The 19,753-nt window shown below is 69.5% G+C and carries 20 protein-coding genes; 9 read left to right on the top strand and 11 right to left on the bottom strand.

Annotation, left to right across the window (positions count from 1 at the left end):
• Window positions 1-81 precede the first annotated feature (81 nt).
• Complete coding sequence (rpsT, locus tag ACYVF6_RS04015) at window positions 82-342, top strand: 30S ribosomal protein S20 (protein ID WP_460515831.1); 261 nt, start codon at window positions 82-84, stop codon at window positions 340-342.
• A gap of 247 nt (window positions 343-589) precedes the next feature.
• Here rpsT and holA read toward each other — a convergent pair whose 3' ends face one another.
• From holA to ACYVF6_RS03975, 8 genes are all read right to left on the bottom strand, one after another.
• Entirely contained in the window at window positions 590-1,600 is a 1,011-nt protein-coding gene (holA, locus tag ACYVF6_RS04010) for a DNA polymerase III subunit delta (RefSeq protein ID WP_460515830.1), read from the bottom strand.
• Window positions 1,584-1,790 (bottom strand): hypothetical protein, encoded by a 207-nt coding sequence (locus tag ACYVF6_RS04005; protein WP_460515828.1) that lies wholly within the window; start codon window positions 1,788-1,790, stop codon window positions 1,584-1,586. The genes holA and ACYVF6_RS04005 overlap by 17 nt, the downstream gene beginning before the upstream one ends.
• A gap of 88 nt (window positions 1,791-1,878) precedes the next feature.
• A complete protein-coding gene (locus tag ACYVF6_RS04000; RefSeq protein WP_460515826.1) occupies window positions 1,879-2,604 on the bottom strand; it encodes an ABC transporter permease subunit in 726 nt (241 codons plus the stop codon).
• Window positions 2,601-3,554, bottom strand: a complete 954-nt coding sequence (locus ACYVF6_RS03995) for an ABC transporter ATP-binding protein (RefSeq protein ID WP_460515824.1) — start codon at window positions 3,552-3,554, stop codon at window positions 2,601-2,603. The genes ACYVF6_RS04000 and ACYVF6_RS03995 overlap by 4 nt, the downstream gene beginning before the upstream one ends.
• A 64-nt stretch (window positions 3,555-3,618) precedes the next feature.
• On the bottom strand, window positions 3,619-4,542 hold the full coding sequence (locus ACYVF6_RS03990) for an ABC transporter permease (protein ID WP_460515822.1): 924 nt from the start codon (window positions 4,540-4,542) through the stop codon (window positions 3,619-3,621).
• Window positions 4,532-5,572, bottom strand: a complete 1,041-nt coding sequence (locus ACYVF6_RS03985) for an ABC transporter ATP-binding protein (protein ID WP_460515821.1) — start codon at window positions 5,570-5,572, stop codon at window positions 4,532-4,534. The genes ACYVF6_RS03990 and ACYVF6_RS03985 overlap by 11 nt, the downstream gene beginning before the upstream one ends.
• A gap of 228 nt (window positions 5,573-5,800) precedes the next feature.
• Window positions 5,801-6,763 carry a phosphotransferase family protein gene (locus ACYVF6_RS03980; RefSeq protein ID WP_460515819.1) on the bottom strand — a complete coding sequence of 321 codons (963 nt, stop codon included), beginning with the start codon at window positions 6,761-6,763 and terminating at the stop codon, window positions 5,801-5,803.
• Between the two features lie 105 nt (window positions 6,764-6,868).
• A complete protein-coding gene (locus ACYVF6_RS03975) occupies window positions 6,869-7,861 on the bottom strand; it encodes an aminoglycoside phosphotransferase family protein (protein ID WP_460515818.1) in 993 nt (330 codons plus the stop codon).
• Window positions 7,862-7,989: 128 nt separating this feature from the next.
• Between ACYVF6_RS03975 and lepA the strand changes: the two genes are divergently transcribed.
• Window positions 7,990-9,861, top strand: coding sequence for an elongation factor 4 (lepA, locus tag ACYVF6_RS03970; RefSeq protein WP_460515816.1), 1,872 nt, complete (start codon window positions 7,990-7,992; stop codon window positions 9,859-9,861).
• 105 nt (window positions 9,862-9,966) lie between these two features.
• Complete coding sequence (locus ACYVF6_RS03965) at window positions 9,967-10,554, top strand: CHAP domain-containing protein (RefSeq protein WP_460515815.1); 588 nt, start codon at window positions 9,967-9,969, stop codon at window positions 10,552-10,554.
• On the opposite strand, the gene ACYVF6_RS03960 is transcribed toward ACYVF6_RS03965, so the two are convergent.
• Window positions 10,530-11,222: a sulfotransferase family protein gene (locus ACYVF6_RS03960; RefSeq protein ID WP_460515814.1), complete on the bottom strand. Its 693-nt coding sequence runs from the start codon at window positions 11,220-11,222 to the stop codon at window positions 10,530-10,532. The two genes, ACYVF6_RS03965 and ACYVF6_RS03960, sit on opposite strands and share 25 nt — an antisense overlap.
• Window positions 11,204-11,731, bottom strand: a complete 528-nt coding sequence (locus tag ACYVF6_RS03955; protein ID WP_460515812.1) for a methyltransferase family protein — start codon at window positions 11,729-11,731, stop codon at window positions 11,204-11,206. Before ACYVF6_RS03955 ends, ACYVF6_RS03960 begins: the two co-directional genes overlap by 19 nt.
• A gap of 91 nt (window positions 11,732-11,822) precedes the next feature.
• Between ACYVF6_RS03955 and ACYVF6_RS03950 the strand changes: the two genes are divergently transcribed.
• The 5 genes from ACYVF6_RS03950 to ACYVF6_RS03930 all read left to right on the top strand — a co-directional run bounded on the left by ACYVF6_RS03950 (window position 11,823) and on the right by ACYVF6_RS03930 (window position 17,878).
• Complete coding sequence (locus tag ACYVF6_RS03950) at window positions 11,823-12,425, top strand: TetR/AcrR family transcriptional regulator (RefSeq protein WP_460515810.1); 603 nt, start codon at window positions 11,823-11,825, stop codon at window positions 12,423-12,425.
• Window positions 12,426-12,524: 99 nt separating this feature from the next.
• Window positions 12,525-14,114: a circularly permuted type 2 ATP-grasp protein gene (locus ACYVF6_RS03945; RefSeq protein ID WP_460515808.1), complete on the top strand. Its 1,590-nt coding sequence runs from the start codon at window positions 12,525-12,527 to the stop codon at window positions 14,112-14,114.
• The gene (locus ACYVF6_RS03940) at window positions 14,108-15,052 is read left to right on the top strand and encodes an alpha-E domain-containing protein (protein ID WP_460515806.1); all 945 of its coding nucleotides are present in this window, start codon (window positions 14,108-14,110) and stop codon (window positions 15,050-15,052) included. Before ACYVF6_RS03945 ends, ACYVF6_RS03940 begins: the two co-directional genes overlap by 7 nt.
• Window positions 15,049-15,897, top strand: coding sequence for a transglutaminase family protein (locus ACYVF6_RS03935; RefSeq protein ID WP_460515805.1), 849 nt, complete (start codon window positions 15,049-15,051; stop codon window positions 15,895-15,897). The genes ACYVF6_RS03940 and ACYVF6_RS03935 overlap by 4 nt, the downstream gene beginning before the upstream one ends.
• A gap of 118 nt (window positions 15,898-16,015) precedes the next feature.
• On the top strand, window positions 16,016-17,878 hold the full coding sequence (locus ACYVF6_RS03930) for an AMP-dependent synthetase/ligase (protein ID WP_460515803.1): 1,863 nt from the start codon (window positions 16,016-16,018) through the stop codon (window positions 17,876-17,878).
• Here the strand turns inward: ACYVF6_RS03930 and ACYVF6_RS03925 are convergent.
• Entirely contained in the window at window positions 17,820-18,320 is a 501-nt protein-coding gene (locus tag ACYVF6_RS03925) for a hypothetical protein (RefSeq protein ID WP_460515801.1), read from the bottom strand. The two genes, ACYVF6_RS03930 and ACYVF6_RS03925, sit on opposite strands and share 59 nt — an antisense overlap.
• Window positions 18,321-18,399: 79 nt before the next feature.
• Here ACYVF6_RS03925 and hemW point away from each other — a divergent pair, with 79 nt between their 5' ends.
• On the top strand, window positions 18,400-19,632 hold the full coding sequence (hemW, locus tag ACYVF6_RS03920; RefSeq protein WP_460515799.1) for a coproporphyrinogen-III oxidase family protein: 1,233 nt from the start codon (window positions 18,400-18,402) through the stop codon (window positions 19,630-19,632).
• The last annotated feature ends 121 nt before the right edge of the window (window positions 19,633-19,753 follow it).

The following is a 19,753-nucleotide window of genomic DNA, read 5'->3' as shown; positions in this document are numbered from 1 at the left end:
GCTGATAGGCTGTGCCGTCGCGTGTACGCCACTGTGTGCGCGCAATCCCCGAAACCAACGTCTAATCGAGGCTTTAGCTCCGTGGCGAACATCAAGTCCCAGATCAAGCGGATCAAGCAGAACGAGACTCGCCGGCTGCGCAACAAGTCGGTGAAGACGTCGTTGAAGACGGCGATCCGCGCGTTCCGTGAGGCCGCTGACGGCGGCGAGGTCGAGAAGGCGCAGGAGCTGGCGCGGCGCGCCGGCCAGAAGCTCGACGTCGCGGTCTCCAAAGGCGTGATCCACTCGAACCAGGCGGCGAACAAGAAGTCCGCCATCTTCAAGCGCGCCGCGAGCCTCTAGCGGCCAAGCCGTGCGGCCCAGCCGCACGGTGCGCCTGTGGGCGTCGTCGCCGATCGGTCGGCACGGCGCCCTTTGTCATGCCCGAATTCGGGTTCAGGGCACGCGCAAGAGCGATGAGGCTGTGCTTGTGGGTAGGGCGATGACGGCCGGGCGGACGAGGTCGCAGGCAAAGGGGCCAAGTCCGGCGGGTGCGGGGGCGGGCGATGACCGCTGAGCGGGCGTGAGCCAGGGGAGTGGTGGGCCGCGATCAGGAGGAGCGGGCGTTGCTGACCGCGAGTACGGCGCGTTCCAAGGCATATCCCGCGTCGTCGGAGGCGCCTTTGATGTCGGCGTCGGCTTGGGCTACGGCTTCGATGGCGGTGGCCAGGCCTGTTGGTGACCAGCCGCGGAGTTGGCCGCGGAGGCTCTTCAGCTTCCACGGTGGGACTCCGACGATCTTCGCGAGTTCGCCGTCGCCGACGCGGCGGGGGGCGCCGCTCAGTTTGACCAGGCCGCGCAGGCCGGAAGCCATCGCGGAGGTCACGAGCACTGGGGCCACTCCTGATCGGAGGGCCCAGCGGAGCTGTTCGAGGGCCTGGGCTGTGCGGCCTGTGATGGCGGAGTCGGCCACCGCGAAGGAGGTCACCTCGGCGCGGCCGGCGAAGTAGCGCCGGACCAGATCTTCGGAGACGGGCTCGTTGCCGGTGTCGGTGAGCAGTTGGGAGACGGCACCTGCCAGTGCGCGCAGGTCGCTGCCGACCGCGTCGATCAGCAGAGCCGCGGCGTCGTCGCCGATTTTGCCGCCGGCTTGGCGGACTTCGCGGGCGACGAACTTCGGCAGGTCCCAACTCTTCAGCGACTCGCACGTCACCACTCGCGCGCCCGCCTTGCGCAGCTTGTCGACCGCGCCCTTGCCCTTGACCCCACCAGGGTGGACGACTACCAGAGCGACGTCGGGCTGGGGTTGCTTGGCGTATGCCACCAGCGCGTCGGCGGTCTCGGGCGGCAGCCCTTCAGCGCCGCGGACGATCACGGCGCGCTGGGTCGCGAACAGGGACGGGCTGGTCAGCTCGATCAGCGCACCCGGCGCCAGCGACGCCCCGTCGACCTCGGAGCGGTCGGCGTCGGGGTCGGCCTTGCGTACGGCCGCGAGCACGGCGGACACGGCACGCTCCCGGAGGAGCTCCTCCGGGCCGTGCACGAGGATCACCGTGCCCAGGCCGTCGGCGGGGGACGACTCGGGCGCCTTCGGAGCGCGGGAACTACGCGTAGCAGCCATCGCCGCTCAGCATGCCATGCCCCACCGACATCCCGCCGTACGACTGGCGGCGGCCCGAAGGACAGCCCATCGCCAGCACCACGAGAAGAACGGCGGGCGCGGCGACCGTCAGACCGGTCGGCGCGCCCAGCAGGACGCCCGCGCACATGTCCACGAGCGTCAGCGACCGCAGCCGTCGCACGGCGTACAAGCGCCAGCGCCTGCAGGAGAATGCAGTGGGCGCGCCGACCGCAACAGCGATCGGCGCGCCCACGGGAGACAGGCAGGAGAGCCCGCGCTCACACCTCCACGAGGGTCAGAGACCGCAGGCGTTGTCCGGCGAGCAGCACCGATCCCACCGTCACCAGCAGCATCAGCAGTAGGCCGGCCCCGAGTCCGACCGCCGGTTCGATGGTGTCCGCCGCGATCAGTTTGTCGGCGACGGAGAGGGCCCACTGTTGGATCGAGATGCTCTTCGCCCCCGGCACGTACGCGCCGACCAGGCTCTCCCACACCAGTGCGTACACCAGTCCCCAGACCACCGCATGCCTGGAGATCACCGCCAGCAGCAGGAACAGCGCGCTGTACGCGATCCCCGCCACCAGCGCCGCGGCCGCGAACCCAACCGCGATCGTCCCGTCGAAGCCCGACATCACCAGCCCTGCGATGAACGTCGGCAGGGCCGCGAAGACCGCCACGCAGCCCACCGCCACCACGAACTTGGTCACGACGATCGCCCAGCGGGGTACCGGTTTCGCCAGTAGATAGATGATCGACCCATCGTCGATCTCCGGTCCGATCACGCCGGTGCCGGCGATCAGGCACAGCAGGGGTACGACCGGCGACAGCGCGAAGAACTGCAGCAGCGTCTGCGTCACGCCGTCGTCCTGGCCGGCCAGGACGCGGATCGTCACCGCCAGCAGGATCAGCAGCGCCGGCAGTACGAACAACAGCGCCACCCGCCGCTTGCCGAGCAGGTTGCTCGCTGTAAGAGACGCGATCGTCCCCAAAGTAGAAGCAGTCATCGTCCACCAGCCCCGATCAGGTACGAGAAGACACTCTCCAGCGACTCATCCGTCGGCGAGACCTCGAACAGCCGTACGTCCGCCTGCTTGGCCACCTGCGGCAGCAGCCAGCTGAACCGCATGAAGTCGATGGCCTCGACGCGCAGGCATCGGTCGCGTGGGTCGAGCGAGACGCTGGCGGACGAGCCGTCGGCGATCAGTGCCGCCGCCAGCTTCCGGTCGTCGCTGGAACGGATGACGTACTGGTGCGGCCGGTCGGTCATCAACCGCCGGATCTCGCGGTAGTCGCCCGACGCCGCGTGCCGCCCGGCGACCATCACCTCGATCTGCGACGAGACCTGCTCGACCTCTTCGAGGATGTGCGAGCTGAACAGCACCGTCCGCCCGCCTTCGCCCATCTGCCGCAGCAGCTCCATCAGATGCAGCCGCTGCCGTGGGTCCATGCCGTTGAACGGCTCGTCGAGCAGGAGTACGGACGGCCGGTGCACCAGCGCCGTCGCCATCTTGATCCGCTGCTTCATGCCCTTGGAGTACGTGCCGACCTTGCGCTCCTGCGCGTACTCCATCTCCACCAGCGCGATCGCCTCCCGCGCAGCCGTGTCCGGATCGGGCAGGGCGTGCAGTTTGGCGTTCGCGAGGACGAACTTCCAGCCGGTGAGGTTGTCGTAGAGCGCCTCACGCTCGGGTACGAGGCCGACCTTGCGGTAGATCCCGTGGTTGTGCCAGGTCGGCTCGCCGTCCAGCGTCACGGTGCCGGCCGACGGGCCGAGGAAGCCGCCCATCATGTGGATCAACGTGGACTTGCCCGCGCCGTTCGGCCCGAGCAGGCCGGTCACGCCGGGCCCGATCGTCATCGTCACGTCGTTGACGGCGACAAGGTTGCCGTACCACCGCGACACTCCGCGGATCTCAACTGTGCTTCCTACGCGCTCGACCGTGCTCAGTTTCACCGCGGTCACCTCCTGTTTCTGCTTGTCGTGGGCGGCTTCTTGTGCCGGTCGATCGCTGGGCAACTCATGCCGCGGCCACCTTCCGGTAACGCAGGAGCAGCAGCCCGAAGCACCCGCCGATGAACGCGAGCAGGGCCAGGACGAAGGCCGCGCCGGCCAACGCGCCGTCGGGTGGCGCCTGGGCGCCGGAGTACGGCGTGTCGAACAGGATGTTCTGCACGCCGGCGACGAGCGTCACGGGTGACAACAGCCCGAGGTATCCCGCCACCTTCTCGTTGTCGAACGCCGACGCGATTCCCGCAACGGCGTTGACGCCGCCGTACGACACGGTCAGCACCGTGATGATCGCCGCGACGCCGAACCCGCGCCGGGCGGTCAGCGAGGAGATCAGCGAACCGATGCCGGCGAACACCAGCGCGAACAGCACGACGCCGATCAGGCCCTTGAGGAGCGCGGTGGTCTGCGGTCCGGCCGGGAGCTTGGCCAGCAGCCCGCCGCCGTACATCAGAAGCAGTGGCGCGACCATCATGATCAGCAGCGCGGCCGCCAGGGCGAAGTACTTCGCCACCACGTAGTCGAGCCGGGTCAGCGGGCGGGAGAAGTAGAGCGTGATCGTCCGGAAGCGCAGGTCGCGGGAGAACAGCACGGGCGCCTGCGCGGCCAGGAAGATCCCGATCGCGGCCTGCAGGACGGCGGGGTACTGCCCGTAGTCCAGCAACTGGTTGTCGAACTGCGCGGCCATCTCGGGCTGCGACCGCGCGACGATCAGGATGATCTCCAGGATCAGCGCGGGCAGCAGCATGACGGTGAGCAGCGCGAACGGCATCACCTTCGACTTGGCGGTCCGGCCGAGGCCGTACGCCGCGCGCAGGTTCTGTACGAACAGCGCGCGCAGGATCGCCGGGCGGCCGAGCCGCAGGCCTTCGTAGTGCCGGTATCCGATGTCGTGGATGACACTGGCCGGCGCGGGACGCGGGTCAGTTTGCACCGGCGGCCGCCTCCTTGCTCGAGTCTGAGGGGGTCGGGGGAGCTGGGGTTCCGGGCGGCGGACCAGCCGGCGAGCCGGATGGTGCCGGGGGCGCGCCGGTCGGGACGGGATCGGTGCGGAAGACCTCGTCGATGTGGTGGCGGTGCTGCTCCATCCGCACCAGCCCGAGTCCGAGCTGGGCGGTGAGGTCGCGGATCAGGTCGACGGTCTCCTCGCCGGCGACCTGGATGTCGAGCATCCGGCCGGCCGGGGTGACGACCACGCCCTTCTCCGCCAGCGCGTTGCCCAGGATGTCGCGGCCGGAGTCCAGCGCGCCACCCGGCTCGAACGAGATCACCTCGACCTGGAGGCGTTCGGTCGTCCTGGTGAAGTCGGCGGTGGTGGAGGAACGCAGCAGCCGGCCACCGTCGATGATCACGACCTGGCCGGCGATCCGTTCCAGCTCGCCGAGCAGATGGGACGTGACCAGCACCGAGATGCCGAAGTCGGAGCCGATCCGGCGGATCAGCCCGAGCATCTCGTCGCGGCCAGCCGGGTCGAGGCCGTTGGTCGGCTCGTCGAGGAAGACCAGTTGCGGGTCGTGGACGAGGGCCTGCGCGAGCTTCACCCGCTGTTTCATGCCGGTGGAGTAGCCACCGATCGGGCGGTAGCGCTCCTCGTACAGGCCGACGTGGCGAAGGATGTCGGACGTGCGCTCGCGTGCGCTGGTCATCGGCAGCCCGGACATCCGTCCGAGGTGGACGACGAACTCCGCGGCGGACACGTCGGGTGGGAGGCAGTCGTGCTCGGGCATGTAGCCGACGCGCTGCCGGATCTCGGGGCCCTGGGTACGCACATCGAGGTTGAGTACCTGGGCGGATCCGGACGTCGCGGGCAACAGGCCGAGCAGGATCTTGATCAGCGTCGACTTGCCCGCGCCGTTGGCGCCGACCAGACCGGTCACGCCAGGCTCGACGCTGACCGTGAGCTGGTCAAGGGCGGTGACGCCGGGAAACCGCATGGTGAGGTCACCAGTAGTAATCACGGACACGACCATGACGCTAGTGGATCGGGCATGCCCGCCGCTTCGGCCCGCGCCCGTAGTCGACCCCGAAGTTTCCCCTACGGGCTACAGAGGGATGACCCCCTGGACGCGGTGGTGCCAGCCGGACGCCGAAGGGATGCGGCTGTGGTCCCGCGATGGCTGGGAGGGCTGTGGCGCGAGTGCGGCCCGGGGTGTGGCCGCTGTTCGCTCGGCGGCCCACCGGGGTCGGCTTGGTCAGTCGAGCCAGTTGCGGCGTAAGGCCAGCCAGGACAGCGCTGCCTCGGCGTACCAGGCCTGGACCTGGCGGTACACGGGTGCGCCGGGCAGCGGCGAACGGGCGGACTCGCGGCTCCAGTGACCGGAGAGACCCGCGAGTACGGCGTCGACCGCATCGGCGTCGGCGTTTTCGCCGAGCGGGTGGGCGCCGAGCAGGGCGTTGGCGTCGTAGCCGTCGCCGTGGGCGGTGATCAGGAGCATCACGAGGTCGTACCACTCCGGCCCGCGGCTGGCCCAGTTCCAGTCGCAGAACCAGATCCGGCCGTCGTCGCCGACGATGACGTTGTCGTCGCGGAGGTCGCCGTGGAGGAACGTCGTGCCGGCCAGGGCGGCCCCGGCGGTGCTCTCGAGCTTCGCGAGGTCGGCCAGGCGGTCGTCGCCGGAGTTGGTGGACAGGGACTGCCAGTAGCCGAAGTCCTGGGTACGCCAGTCGGCGAGGTCGGGCACGGCAGGCAGGCTCGGCGCGGCGGCGAGTGTCTCCGCCATCGAGGCGAGCGTGGTCAGTACGTTGGTCAGCTCGGCCGGTTGCCACGGGCGATGGGGCGGGCGGCCCGGGATGTCGTCGAAGCAGAGGACCACCCAGCCGTGCTCGTCGCCGGCCCAGCGGAGGGCGGGCACGGGCAGCTCGTTGTCGCCGGGGAGACCTGCGACGACGGTGGCTTCGAGGCGGTAGCAGTCGGCGACCAGCGGATCGTCCTGGTCGCTCGATGCCTTGACGAAGGCTGTCTCCTCGCCGGGAGAGTCCGCGTCGGGACCGATCGCCAGCCGGGACGCGAAGCAACGGGTGAAGCCGGAAGTCTGGTTGGCGGTGGCGACGACCACACCGCCGATTCGCTGTTCGATGGTGGCTCTGACCTGCTCGGGCAGCTCAAGCCACCCCGGTCGCTCGGAAGTGGCCGCGGGCGGCGAGGAAGCAGTCACCCGCCAATCCTCCACCCTCACGCAAGCCCGTTGATCGGTGGTGGGCCGCACCAGTCTCCAACGTCCAGGCGCGCCCAGGGCACACTGTCGATCGGCCGGACCCGGCTACCAGCCGGTGCGCTGCTTGACCAGCCGCAGCAGCGTCTCGCCGACGAGGCGTTGGTACTCGCGGATGGTCGGCAGGCCTGCCGGCACCGGGCGCCGGGACGCGGACTGGAGGGCACCGCAGACCGAGGCGATCAAGGACGTGATGTCGTCCGGGTCGACGTCGCGTGTGAAGGGGTGCTCGGCCAGCAGCCGGTCGACGTCCACCGACGAGCCGCTCAGAGGCAGGTCGATCGACGCCGCCGCCACGTCCACCCACGGCGCCGCCAGGCATCCCCACGCCCAGTCCACGAACACGACCCGCCCCGAGTCGGTCAGCAGCGTGTTGTCGGCCCGAATGTCCCAGTGCGCCAGCGTCTCGCCGCGCGTCACCCGCAGGCCCCGCTCGCCGTACGCGACCAGCTCGCCGAGGTGGTCGACCAGCCACGGATCCAGATCCGCCGGCGGATCCTCCGCCAGCAGCGCCCAGCTCCCGAACGCCCCCGTCTGATCCGACAGCCGCGGAGCCGACGCCCACGGCGACGGCGTCAACGCAGCCGTCAGCTCGCCCAGCGCCCCGAACACCAGGTCCACCTCCGCCCGCGTCCACGGGTGCGAAGGCTGGCGCCCGGCGATGTCCTCCATCACCAGCGCCACCCAGTCGCCGTCGTCGTAGGTGGCGTACAGCCGGGGTACGCAGGACAGCCACGGCAGCTGCTTCATCACCAGGACTTCCTGCCGGAACAGTCGCGGCGTGTCCGGGTTCAGCGACGTGCCGACCGCCTTGACGAACGCCCGCCGCCCGTTAGCGCACAGCACGCGAGCCGCGACACCCGGCGAGAAGCCGCCGTGCTGCGTCGTCGCCCGGACGACGGACGACCCGAGTGTCCGCTCGATCCAGGTGGCGACCCGCGCCGAAAGCGCGTCGTACGGCGCCCGGACCCCCATCGCCTTGGTCGGCGGCAACGCCGGCAAAGTCGGCAGAGTCGGGGGCACCCCAGTCGTCTCGCTCACCCGACTGATCGTGACAAGCCAGCCACCGACGCCGCAATCGGATTACGAGTACGGACGGCGTCGGCACAGGTGATCGCGGCGTGGGATGATGGAGGACGTTTCCCTGACCACATCGAATGGATCCATCCGTGCCCGCAGGCCAGCTGCCCACCGACGTTCCGCAGCCGGGTCGGACCGACCCCGCGCTGATCCGGAACTTCTGCATCATCGCGCACATCGACCACGGTAAGTCGACGCTCGCAGACCGTATGTTGCAGCTGACCGGTGTGGTCGACGGGCGTGCGATGCGTGCCCAGTACCTCGACCGGATGGACATCGAACGCGAACGCGGCATCACGATCAAGTCGCAGGCCGTCCGCCTGCCGTTCCAGCCCGAGACGGCGGAGCAGCCCTACATCCTGAACCTGATCGACACCCCCGGCCACGTCGACTTCACCTACGAGGTCTCGCGAAGCCTCGCCGCCTGTGAGGGTGCGGTCCTGCTGGTCGACGCCGCCCAGGGCATCGAGGCGCAGACGCTCGCCAACCTCTACCTCGCGCTCGACGCCGACCTGCACATCATTCCGGTGCTCAACAAGATCGACCTGCCGTCGGCCCAGCCCGACAAGTACGCCGCCGAGCTGGCCAAGATCATCGGCTGCGACACCGAGGACGTCCTCCGGGTCTCCGCCAAGACCGGCGAGGGCGTCGAGGCGCTGCTCGAGGAGATCGTCCAGCAGGTGCCGGCGCCCGTGGGCGATGCCAACATGCCGAGCCGCGCGCTGATCTTCGACTCCGTCTACGACACCTACCGCGGCGTGATCACCTACATCCGGGTCATCGACGGTTCGATCGGTCACCGCGAGCGCGTGCTGATGATGTCGACCAAGGCCACGCACGAGACGCTCGAGGTCGGCGTGATCTCGCCGGAGCCGCTGAAGTCGCCCTCGCTCGGCGTCGGCGAGGTCGGCTACATCATCACGGGCGTCAAGGAAGTACGCCAGTCCCGCGTCGGTGACACCGTGACGAGCATGCGCGCGCCGGCCAAGGAGGCGCTCGCCGGCTACCGCCACCCCAAGCCGATGGTCTACGCCGGCCTCTATCCCATCGACGGCGACGACTACCCCGAGCTGCGCGAGGCTCTGGAGAAGCTCGAGCTCAACGACGCCGCGCTGATCTACGAGCCCGAGACGTCCGGCGCGCTCGGCTTCGGCTTCCGCTGTGGCTTCCTCGGCCTGCTCCACATGGAGATCGTCCGCGAGCGGCTGGAGCGCGAGTACAACCTCGACCTGATCTCCACCGCGCCCAACGTGGTCTACCGCGTCGAGCTCGAGGACGGCGACGAGCACGTCGTCACCAACCCGAGCGAGTACCCCAACAGCGGCAAGATCGACAAGGTCTACGAGCCGGTCGTGAGAGCCACCATCCTCACCCCGTCCGACTACATCGGCGCGGTGATGGAACTCTGCCAGGGACGAAGGGGAGCCCTGCAGGGCATGGACTACCTCTCCGAGGACCGCGTCGAGATGCGCTACACCCTGCCGCTCGCGGAGATCGTGTTCGACTTCTTCGACGCGCTGAAGAGCCGCACCAGGGGCTACGCTTCGCTCGACTACGAAGCCACCGGCGAGCAGACCGCCGACCTGGTGAAGGTCGACATCCTGCTGCACGGCGACCCGGTCGACGCGTTCAGCGCGATCGTCCACAAGGACAAGGCCTACTCCTACGGCGTGCAGATGGCGCAGAAGCTCAAGGAGCTGATCCCGCGGCAGCAGTTCGAGGTGCCGATCCAGGCCGCGATCGGCGCCCGGGTGATCGCCCGCGAGACGATTCGCGCCATCCGTAAGGACGTGCTCGCCAAGTGCTACGGCGGTGACATCACCCGTAAGCGCAAGCTGCTGGAGAAGCAGAAGGAAGGCAAGAAGCGGATGAAGATGGTCGGCCGCGTCGAGGTGCCGCAGGAGGCGTTCATCGCCGCGCTCTCGACGGGGGAGACCACTCAGGTGGCGACCAAGAAGTAGCCGCCAGCCGGCGGCAGCTCGGATCCCGGTCCGGCGCGCGCGCCTGCGGGTGGCGTGACATCGCGGTGAAGCCGCCGTGCAACGCATGCCGTGCACGCTGCGGTCATGACACTCTCTGACCGCGTTCGTTCCGCGCCGGCAGCTGCCGCCGTCGCCGCCCTCCTGCTCGTCTCGATGCTGCTCGTACCCGCGGCGGCGCACGCCGGGCCGGCGCCCGTGCACGACGCTGCCCGGCTGATCGCGTACCAGCAGCTCCGTGACACCTCACGCAACGTCGAGATCCCGCTGGGATCCAACTGCAACTACTACGCGAAGTACTGGGGCACCGGCTCCGGCTGCGCGAACGGCTGGCGCAGCGAGGCCTGGTGTGCCGACTTCGCGAAGTACGTCTGGCGGTACGCAGGCGCCAACGTCAGCGGCCTCAACGCCTCGACCGAGAGTTTCCGCAACTACGGCCTGGCACACGGCACCTGGCACCCGACGCTGGCCGGCATCCGCCCGGGCGACGTGGCCGTGTTCGACGACGACAACGATCCGAGCAGCACCTACCACCTGGGCGTGGTCGCCGAGGTCGGAGCGTCCGGCGTCTCGATCATCTCCGGCAACGTGAGCAACCGGATCACCCAGCACGACATCAACTGGGGCAGCTTCAACGGCGACTTCATCGGCTACGTGGCACCGGTCGCCGCCTGATCTCCTGCCGTCCCGCTCAGCCGTTCGCTCACCATCTTCTGGAAGCTCGCCGAGTCGTTCAGATGCGGGAACGGCTCGGCGGGCACCGGGACTTCGAGGAACGCGCACAGCGGTTCCCAGCCCTGCTTGACCTCGTACTCCAGCAACCGCTCGGCCGGCACGGCCTGCCGCACGCTCTCGTTGTGCCGCTGGAAGACCTCGATGGCATGGTCCTTGTCAGCGATCCCGCCCATCGGCTCGTCGGCATGGCCGAACGTGTCACCCATGATCAGCCGCATCATCTCGGCCTGCGGCGGCGGAACCTGGAACTCGCCCTCCGGCATCTGCCGCCGCATCGCGAGGAAGGAGTTCTCGACGCTGGTGTACCAACGCTCCGGGTCGCGGACGTTGAGCAGCACCTTCGCCTCGGGATAGGCGTCCATCAACTCGCGCCAGAACTTGGCTCCCGGCCAGTCGGTCGTGGCCTCGTAGCCGCCGAGTACGTCGTCCCAGTCGGAGATCTCGCCCTTGGCCGCGGCGACCCAGCGCTCCGCGTGCTCGGGGTGCTCGAAGATCTCTGACATGTGATAGCAGGGGCCGAAGCCCAGCCGCTCGAGCGCGACCTTGAGCGACATCGTTCCCGTCCGGCCGAAGCCGGCGCCGATCACCTTCATCTGCTCGCCTCCCATGCGGTCAGTCGTGGAATCCAGCGGGGCACGTGCCTGCGGTAGGTCTCGTAGTCGGAGCCGAACCGCCCGCGGAGATGGGGCTCCTCCCATCTCCGGATCATGATCGCGATGATCGTGCAGTACAAGACGAACCAGCCGAGCAACCATGGCGAGGCCGTCGCGATCGCGGTGCCGAGCTGGATGCTGAACACGCCGGTCATCATCGGGTTGCGGACGTGCCGGTAGGGCCCGCGAACGACCAGCTTGACCGGCTGGCCCATCACGTTGCCCACGCCGAGCGTGCCCTCGCCCACCCGGTCGAACAGGAACACCGTCCAGCAGAGCATCCAGAGCCCGAGCCCGATGAGCACACCGCCTGCGACGGTGAACGCCAGGCCGGGCGCGCTGCCGAGGTCGGGTGCGTCGACGCCGCCGAGCGCGGCGATCGCCGCCGGGATGAAGATCGTCATCGTGGCCGGGAACACCAGTACCGAGAGCAGGTGCCGCCACCAGAGCCGTCGTGCCGTCACTGTCGAAGCCTCCTTCTTCAACATCCGTTCAACAATGAACGTACGCCGCACGCCACCAAACGTCAACACGTGTTGAAGTAGGCTGTGACACATGTCGGAAGCCCGGCGAACCGGTCGATGGCGCACCGGCCAGCAGAACAAGCAGCGCGTCCTTGACGCCGCGCGCGACCACTTCATGCGCGCCGGGTACGAGCAGGCCACGGTGCGGGCGATCGCGGCCGACGCCGGTGTCGACGTCGCGATGGTCTACTACTTCTTCGGCAACAAGGACGGCCTGTTCACCGCCTCGGTGGTCGACGTACCGGAGCATCCGTTGCACCAGCTGTCCACGCTGCTGGACGAGAGCCCGGACGACATCGGGAACCGCCTGGTCAGGCGTTTTCTGGAAGGCTGGGAGACGGGCGACGCGTTCGAGCCACTGCTGACGCTGTGGCGGTCGGCCGCGAACCTGCCGCTGGCGAAGCAGACGCTGCACGCCTCGCTGGCCGGGCCGATCGCCCAACGGCTGGCGGCCGACTTCGGCGTTCCGGACGCGGTGCTACGCGTCGAGCTCGTCACCAGCCATCTGATGGGCATCGCGTTCGCCCGCTACCAGCTTCGCATCGAGCCGCTGGCCTCGGTTGACATCGACGAGCTGGTGCGCTGGCTGGGCCCGACGATCCAGCGTTACCTCACCGAGCCGTCCGCGGACTAACGTAGGAGCGAGTGGGCCCGTGCGGCCGGAGGCCGCGGGGGTGGACAGGCACAGTGAAGTAACTCATCCGAAACAACGCACGCCTACCGTCCGAGAGCGATGGCAGATCTCTTCGAGGGTTACCAGCTCGGCGCGGCCTGGGACGAGACGTTCGCCGAGCCCGGCGCCGCGCGGGAGGCGTATGAGCCGATCCTGGCGGCGCTGCGCCCGCTCGGCAGCGACGAGCTCAAGCCGCGGGTCGAGGCGCTCGCCCGCGCGTTTCTCGACCGTGGGGTGACGTTCGCCTACGACGGGGAGGAACGCCCGTTCCCCGTTGACATCGTTCCACGGGTGCTGACCGGCCAGGAGTGGTCGCGGGTCGAACGTGGTGTGCAGCAGCGCATCCGCGCGCTCGAGGCGTTCCTGGAAGACGTCTACGGCAACGGTGACGTGCTGAACGACGGCATCGTGCCGCGCCGTGTGGTCGCGACCTCGCGGCACTTCCACCGCGAGGCCCACGGCATCCAGCCGCCGAACGGTGTACGCGTCCACGTGTCGGGCGTCGACCTGATCCGTGACGAGCAGGGCCGGTTCTGCGTGCTGGAGGACAACCTGCGTACGCCGAGCGGCGTCAGCTACGTCATCGAGAACCGCCGCGCGCTGACCCGGGTGTTCCCCGAGGCGTTCGCCGCCGGCCGGGTGCTGCCGGTTTCGGACTACCCGCAACAGCTGCTTGCCGCGCTGCGTGCGGCCGCTCCCGCCGGGGTCGCCGATCCGTCGGTCGTCGTGCTGACGCCGGGCGTCTACAACTCCGCGTACTTCGAGCACGCGCTGCTGGCCCGCATGATGGGCGTCGAGCTGGTCGAGGGCCGCGACCTGGTGTGCGAGGGCAACCGGGTACGCATGAAGACGACGAGCGGCGAACGGCCCGTCCACGTGATCTACCGCCGGATCGACGACGACTTCCTCGATCCTGTGCACTTCCGCCCCGACTCCGTAATCGGCTGCGCGGGCCTGCTCAACGCCGCGAGGGCCGGCACCGTCACGCTCGCCAACGCCGTGGGCAACGGCGTCGCCGACGACAAGCTGATCTACACCTACGTTCCCGAGCTGGTGCGCTACTACCTCGGCGAGGAGCCGCTGCTGCCCAACATCGACACCTACCGGCTCGGCGACGCCGACGTACGGGAGTGGGTGCTCGACCGCCTCGACCAGCTGGTCCTCAAACCGGTCGACGGATCCGGCGGCAAGGGTCTGGTGATCGGCCCGCACGCCGACGACGAAACGCTTGCCCGGCTGAGGATCCAGGTCGAACGCGAGCCGCGGGCCTGGATCGCGCAGCGCGTGGTCTCGCTGTCGACGGTCCCCACGTTCGTCGGCGACCGGTTCCGCCCGAGGCACGCCGACCTGCGCCCGTTCGCGGTGAACGACGGCGAGCACATCTGGGTGCTGCCCGGCGGGCTGACCCGCGTCGCGCTGCCGGAGGGCAAGCTCGTCGTCAACTCCAGCCAGGGCGGCGGATCCAAGGATACCTGGGTGCTCGCCGACGAGCCGGTCGCCAGCCAGGAGCAGTTCAACGAGGCCGACGTAGCGGTGGCGAGCCTGGTCGACACACACCCCGCCCCGTTCGTCGAGGCACCCGACCAGGGTCCGACCCGCACCTGGTCCGACCAGCAACAGCAACAACAGCAGGGGAGGCGCCCGTGCTGAGCCGGATCGCGGAGTCGATGTTCTGGATCGGCAGGTACGTCGAGCGGGCGGACTCGACGGCCCGCACGCTGGACGTCCAGCTGCAGTTGCTGCTCGAGGACCCGTGGGCGGAGGAGGACGCCGCGTGTCGTTCGCTGCTCGCGGTCATGGGAGCGCAACCGCCTGCCGGCCGGGTGGAAGCGCGGCGCGTGCTCGACCTGCTGGGCTTCGACGCGTCCAACCCCGGCTCGATCAGCGGCGCACTGGCGGCCGCCCGCGAGAACGCCCGAGGGGCCAGGGAAACGCTGTCCAGTGAGTTCTGGCAGAGCCTCAACAGCACCTGGCTGTCGCTGCCGGACGCGCGCCGCCGCGCCGACCGGATCGGCCCGCACGCGTACTTCACCTGGGTACGCGAACGTACCGCCGCGCTGGCCGGCATCGTCGACGCGACGATGAGCCGGGACGCGGCGTGGTCGTTCCTGGTGCTCGGCCGCAGCCTCGAACGCGTCGACATGACCGCGCGGCTGCTGATGACGCGCGTGCTGCCCGGAGCGCCCGGCCAGGGCAGGCCGTCGTGGTCGACGATGCTGCTCTCCTGCGGTGCGTACGAAGCGTTCCTGCGCACGTATCGCGGTGTGCTGGACGAGGCCGCCGTGGTGGAGTTCTTGTTGCTGGACAGGCTTTTCCCGCGCTCGGTGTTCGCTGCGTTGACCGCCGCGGAGTCGTGCCTGGAGGAGCTCGACCCCGGATCGGCCCGCGCCGGCGTGGCCAACGACGCCCGGCGCCGGCTCGGGCGGGCGCGGACCCGGCTGGAGTACCGCGCACCCGGTGAGCTGATCCACGACCTGCCGGCCGTGCTGACCGAGCTGGAGCGCTGCTGCTCCGAGGTCAGCGACCTGGTGAGCCGGAAGTTCTTCCAGACCACGCGAACCCCGGCCTGGGCCCGGGAGAGCGCATGACGTACCGGCTGCGGATCCGCCACGAGTCGGCGTTCGCCTACGACACCCAGGCCGTGGCGTCGTTCAACGAGGCCCGGATGACACCGCTCACCGAGCCGGGGCAGAGCGCGCTGGACACGCGCTTCGACGTCCGCCCGGCGACGACGCCGCTGCGGTACCAGGACTACTGGGGCAGCCAGGTGCACGCGTTCGACATCCACCGTCCGCACGACCGGCTCCGCGTCACGGCCACCAGCGTGGTCGAGACCGAGGATCGCCGGCCGCAGGCCGGGTCGTCCGGTGCCGGGTGGGACGAGCTGCGCGGCGACGACGTGCGCGGCCGGTTCGTCGAGTGGCTGGACGCCACGCCGCGTACGGTCGCGACCGCCGAGATGATCGCGCGGGCGGCCGGGATCGTCGACGCGCTGAGCCCACGCGAAGCGGCGCTGGCGATCTGCTCCTACGTTCACGAGGAGATCGAGTACGTGCCGGGTGCGACCGGCGTGCACTCGGATGTGGGCGAGGTCTGGGAACAGCGCAAGGGCGTCTGTCAGGACATCGCGCACGTGACGATCGCCATGCTGCGCTCGGCGGGCATCCCGGCGCGCTACGTCTCCGGATACTTCGACCCCAGGCCGGAGGCGGAGGTCGGAGCCACCGTCGCGGGCGAGAGCCACGCCTGGGTCGAGTGGTGGGATGGTGCCTGGTCGGCGTACGACCCGACGAACGCGCTGCCGATCGGAGTGCGGCACGTCGTGGTGGGCCGCGGCCGGGAGTACGGCGACGTGGCGCCGTTCAAGGGGCTCTACTCCGGATCCGCCACCAGCGCCCTCGAGGTCACCGTGGAACTGACGAGACTGGCCTAGACCCGCCCTTAGGATCGTTGCGCAAAATTGGCCGGTCGAGCAAGGTTGTTCATTACCAAACCTTGACTGTTCTGCCGTACGGTGTCGGCGTGACGTGGCGAAGAGGTGGAGGCGCGCGATGACCAGCGAACTTACTTGGGGACACGAATTTCCTGGGCCGGATCCGAGCAAGGTCGAGAGCCGCTCCGCGACGGTCGCGCAGATGGTGGTCGACCGCGTGGCCGCCACCCCCACCTGGGAAGCGTTCCGCTATCCCGACAAGAACGAGAACTGGACCTCCGTCACCTGGGACGAAGCCGGCAACCGGATCAAGCACCTCGCCGCCGGCCTGATCGCGCTCGGCATCCAGCCCGAGCAGCGGGTCGCGATCGCTTCGGCGACGCGCTACGAGTGGATCCTGGCCGACTTCGCGATCATGTGTGCGGGCGCCGCGACGACCACGGTCTACCCCACGACGCTGCCCGAAGAGGTCGCCTACATCGTCTCCGACTCCGAGAGCACGATCGTCTTCGCCGAGGACGACACCCAGATCAAGAAGGTCCGCGAGCACCGCGCCGGGCTGCCCGCCCTGACCGCGCTGATCACGTTCGACGGCACCCCCGATCCCGACAACGAAGACCTGCCGATCTACGCGCTCTCCGACGTCGAGAAGCGCGGTGAGGCTCACCTGGCCGACAACCCCGAGGCCGTCGACCAGGCGATCAAGGCGATCAGCGGCGACAGCCTCGCCACGCTGATCTACACCTCCGGTGCCACCGGCCAGCCCAAGGGCGTCCTGCTCACCCACGACTGCTGGACCTACGAGGGCGCCGCGATCGACGCGGTCAACCTCCTCACCAAGGACGACCTGCTCTACCTCTGGCTGCCGTTGTCGCACTCGTTCGGCAAGGTGCTGCTGTCGGCCCAGCTCGCGGTCGGCTTCTGCGCCGCCGTCGACGGCCGGGTCGACAAGATCGTCGAGAACATGGCGATCGTCAGGCCGGCCTGGGTCGCCGCGGCTCCGCGGATCTTCGAGAAGGCCCACGCGAGGATCGTCACCGGCATCGAGTCCGAGGGCGGCGTCAAGGCCAAGCTGTTCGCCTGGGCGTTCGGCGTCGGGCTGAAGGTGTCCGCGCTGCGGCAGAAGGGCAACGAGCCGGGCGGCGCGCTGGCGCTGCAGTACAAGCTCGCCGACAGGCTGGTGTTCTCCAAGATCCGCGAGCGGTTCGGCGGCCGGCTGCGCTTCTTCGTCTCCGGCGCGGCCGGCCTCAACAGCGGCATCGCCGAGTGGTTCCACGCCGCCGGGATCCTGATCCTGGAGGGCTACGGCCTCACCGAGACCAGCGCGGCGACCTGCGTCAACCTGCCCGGTCGCTACCGCTTCGGCACGGTCGGGCAGCCGTTCCCCGGCACCGAGCTCAAGATCGCCGACGACGGCGAGATCTGCGTACGCGGGCACGGCGTGATGCGCGGCTACCACAACCGGCCCGAGCTCACCGCCGAAGTGCTCGACGATGACGGCTGGTTCCACACCGGCGACATCGGCGAGCTCGGCTCCGACGGGCTGCTGCAGATCACCGACCGCAAGAAGGACCTGTTCAAGACATCCGGCGGCAAGTACGTCGCGCCGCAGCTGATCGAGGGCCTGTTCAAGGCGGTCTGCCCGTACGCCAGCCAGTTCCTGGTCCACGGCGAGGGCCGCAAGTTCGTCTCGGCGCTGGTCACGCTCGACCCGGACGGCATCCTGGTCTGGGCCGAGCAGAACGACCTCGCCGGCAAGTCGTACGAGGAGATCGTCAACTCCGACGCGGCCCGCGAGATGGTGCAGAAGTCGGTCGACGAGCTCAACGTCAAGCTCAACCGCTGGGAGACGATCAAGAAGTTCGTCATCCTCGACCACGACCTGACCGTCGAGGGCGGCGAGATGACGCCGAGCCTGAAGGTCAAGCGGAAGGCCGTCGAGGCGCAGTACGCCGAGGTGCTGGAAGCGTTGTATGCCTGAGCAGGCCTAGCAGCAGCACGACCAGGCCGGCGCCGAACACGGTGAAGTGGGCGACGTGTCCCAGCTCCCACTGGGTTCGGGTCGCCTCCCACGTGCCCGGCAGGGTCTCGCCGGTCCAGCGGGCCATCGCGACGTTTGCCGGCTGGACGACGGCAGCCCAGGTCGCGAGGCCGGCAGCCAGCAGCGCCGCGCCCGCGACCGTCCAGCGGGCGAGCGGCGTGCCCCGGCTGGTGAGGGCCAGTGCGATGCCGCCGAGCACGGCGACGACCTCGATCGGTGCGCCGACGTAGGCGAAGAAGCCGTACATCGTGTGCTGCACGTCGCGATAGAGGTCGGGCCCGTAGCCGAGCTTGGGCGGCAGCTCGAGCGTGTGCGCGTACGCCAGCCCAGTCGTCAGCGCGGCGGCGAGCAGAGTGATCAGCCACAGCGTCTTCGTGCGCATCTCTTCACCGTCGAGCGCGAGCTGAGCTGGGTCAATCCGGGAGATCACCGAACTTTGGCTCGGGGTTAGCCTGGGGCCCGTGCCATCGACACTGCCCGACGGGGAGCCCGCGCCGCGTTCCGGCGCTTTGCCGGAGTCCGCGCTGGCCGGCGTCGGGGAGCGGCCGTTCGGCGTCTACGTCCACGTGCCGTTCTGCGTGACCCGGTGCGGCTACTGCGACTTCAACACCTACACCGCCTCCGAGCTGGGCTCGGAGCCCGGCGCGTCGCGGGCGACCTACGCTGAGGCGGCGATCGGCGAGCTGCGGCTGGCCCGGCAGGTGCTGGGCTCGGCCGGCGTACCAGTGAGCACGGTGTTCGTGGGCGGCGGGACGCCGACCCTGCTGACCGCCTCCGACCTCGGGCGGATCGTGCACGAGATCGACTCGCTGTTCGGTCTGGCCCCGGGCGCCGAGGTGACCACCGAGGCGAACCCCGAGTCGGTCGACAAGGCCTACCTCGCCGCGCTTCGCGAGCAGGGGTTCACGCGGCTGTCGTTCGGGATGCAGAGCGTACGGCCGCACGTCCTCGAGGTGCTGGATCGGCGGCACACGCCGGGGCGGCCGCAGGAGTGCGTCGCCGAAGCGCACGCGGCCGGCTTCGAGCACGTCAACCTCGACCTGATCTACGGCACGCCGGGGGAGTCCGACGACGACTGGCAGGCCTCGCTGGAGGCAGCGGTGGAGGCCGGGCCTGACCATGTGTCGGCGTACTCGCTGATCGTCGAGGAAGGCACCAAGCTGGCGGCCCGGATCAAGCGCGGAGAGCTGGCCGCGCCCGACGACGACATCCTCGCCGACCGCTACCTCCAGGCCGAATCGGCCTTGTCCGCGGCGGGTTTCGGCTGGTACGAGGTGTCGAACTGGGCGACCTCGCAGGCCGCCCGGTGCCGGCACAACCTGCTGTACTGGACCGGCGCCGACTGGTGGGGCGTCGGGCCGGGCGCGCACAGCCACGTGGGCGGCGTGCGGTGGTGGAACGTCAAGCACCCGGCGGCCTACGCCTCCCGGCTGGCCGCTGGGGAGAGTCCGGCGCACGCGCGTGAGCTTCTGGACGACGACACACGGGATGTCGAGCGGGTGTTGCTGGAGCTGCGGCTCGCCGAGGGGCTGGACGTCGAGATGTTGTCGGGTGCGGGACTGCTGCGGGCGCGGGAAGCGGCGGCCGAGGGCCTGCTGGAGCCTTCGGCGCTTTCGTCCGGGCGGGCGGTGCTGACGTTGCGCGGCCGCCTGCTGGCCGACGGCGTGGTGCGGCGGCTGCTGGGCTGGGACTAGACGATCTGTTCCAAGGGGTCGCCTGACGCGCGACGCCTGGCATCCACGCTGGCTGCGTTGTCGTCGATCGCCGGAGGCCCCTCCTGGCTCCTCCTCCGGCTGTGCCCACCCCCACGAACGG

The sequence above is a fragment of the Flindersiella endophytica genome (assembly GCF_054779015.1).
The sequence above is the reverse complement of the archived record's forward strand: the minus strand, read 5'-3'. Positions and strand labels throughout refer to the sequence as shown.